General features: G+C 62.5%; 3 protein-coding genes. 1 reads left to right on the forward strand and 2 read right to left on the reverse strand.

The genetic code is table 11. The annotated features are described in order from the left end of the window. On the forward strand, window positions 1-765 hold a 765-nt coding region (locus AC0Z36_RS29525), incomplete at its 5' end, for a site-specific integrase (protein WP_485466156.1). Between the two features lie 174 nt (window positions 766-939). Here the strand turns inward: AC0Z36_RS29525 and AC0Z36_RS29530 are convergent. After that, the gene (locus AC0Z36_RS29530) at window positions 940-1,392 is read right to left on the reverse strand and encodes an SUKH-3 domain-containing protein (RefSeq protein WP_485466157.1); all 453 of its coding nucleotides are present in this window, start codon (window positions 1,390-1,392) and stop codon (window positions 940-942) included. Continuing rightward, window positions 1,393-1,929, reverse strand: a 537-nt coding sequence (locus AC0Z36_RS29535) for a hypothetical protein (RefSeq protein ID WP_485466158.1), incomplete at its 5' end; no start/stop codon positions are given.

Here is a 1,929-nt window from a genome sequence, read left to right on the forward strand (position 1 = left end):
CCCTGGTCTCCGACCGCGCCGCCGTGCGGTGATCACCCACCAGCCGACCAGCCATGCCAGGATGCCCCGACCCTAATTACGACCCAGGTCGTAACCACCGATGAGGCCCGCCAGCTCCTCACTGCCGCCCGCAGCGACCGCCTGCACGCGTTGTACGAACTCGCTCTCCATACCGGCCTGCGCAAGGGCGAACTCCTCGGCCTCCACTGGGAGGACCTCGACCTCAGCGCCGGCACCGCCAGCATCCGCCGCACCCTCCAGCGCACTCAGACCGGCGGTCTGACCTCCCTGCCCACCAAGACCCGCGCGTCCGAAAGGCGCATTGCTCTCCCCATCCAGTGCACCCACTCATTGAAGGATCACCGTGAAGGTCAAGAAGGAGAACGTGCGGCGGCAGTCGGAGATTGGAAGGACAGCGGCCTCGTCTTCACCACCCCGGGAGGAGGGCCGATCGACCCTGCGAACCTCACTCGCCGATTCCGCTCCCTCCTCAATCGGGCAGGGCTTCGACGTATCCGCTTCCACGACCTCAGGCACTCCACCGCGACACTCCTCCTGGAGCAGGGCGTCGAACTCGTCGTGATCAAAGAACTCCTCGGCCACGCCCACATCGGCGTCACCGCCACCGTCTACGCCCACGTCCGGATCCGACTCCAGCGCGACGCCATCGACCTTCTCGGCCGCACGCTCCACTGCTCCACCGAGACCGCCAACCAGCCAAACAACGGGGACGACCCGCCGTCCTGTGCAGCCCCCGTTCGCTGACGTTGCCGTCAACTACTGCCGTCAGACACCGTAGGGGCCCCACCGGAAAACGATCCGGTGGGGCCCCTACGGCTTATCTAAGCACCAACTCTTACTGCACTCCGAGACTTCCCGCTATTTCTCACGATAGTGCGCGGGCGCCCATGGCATCCGCCTGCACTGGGCGTGATGAGGTTACGGAGTGTTTCCGGTTGGCAGGTCGAGCCTTTCCGCAGAAATCCCCCTGATGAGACGCTCCAGCGCCAAGTCCCCGACGCCCAGCCTTAGCGCCCAGGCCCCAACGAGATAGATGACGCCCTTTTCATCGATTGCCAGGAAAAACTCTCCCTGCCCCACTTCCCCCAGCGGGAAGAATGCACGGTCGAACTTTTCAGAGAGCTCCGCAAATCTCTCCTCCTCTCCGATGGCAAGCTCCGGGTCGAACTGGAATGGCTCCCGCGCGCAGGTGATTCCAGGCCCGCTGATGTCTACTTGGATGCCACCAAACTCTTGGAGAAATTTCTCCGCCGCGGCATGCCAGGTGAAATCTGACAGCGTCGCCTTCCATTGCGCGAGGTCAGCTCGGCGATGAGGGAGCCAGCCAGACTGCCGAAGAGTGCTCTCTACCTCTAGGGAGAAACGAGGCATCTACCTTGCCATCCTGAAGTCAATGTTGAAGTGCTCGACGAACACCTGGCAACTCTGGCACGGCCCAATGAGTTTTTGGAAATTCTTGTTCGTTCTGGTGCGCCCCACGGTGGCCGCAGCGGTGGATCCAGTCGGATCGAGACCGGCGTCCAGAGCTTCCGTCAAGCACTGCACCAAACCACAACCTCCGTGATTATTCCCGCGCGCAGCGGTCGGGATGGAATCGAGGATGCCCTGGATGGCTGGATGCACCCGTCGAATGCCTGCCCCTCCATCACTATGAGCCACGATGGGAGCATGTCCGGGAACCTGCAAAGCTTCAATCACCTGCGGGCGCTGAGAGCCTGAAAGGTCCGCAACAGCCTCTGCTTCCGCATGAACTGCGTCAACAACGCCACAGTTATGCACGAGGACCGGGGTGGCCCCCGCCAGCACATAGTAAGTGTGGATGCCCTCGACCGTCAGGTCGTAAGTCCGCTGCTGCTGACGGAAGATCCGTACAGCTTCGACCTGGACCCACGTACCAGACGAAGTCTG

It is taken from the genome of Kitasatospora sp. UYEF31 (assembly GCF_057291755.1).

Coding starts and splice junctions, on each gene's coding strand:
- AC0Z36_RS29530 (WP_485466157.1), bottom strand. CDS start 1,392: ATGCCTCGTTTCTCCCTAGAGGTAGAGAGCACTCTTCGGCAGTCTGGC.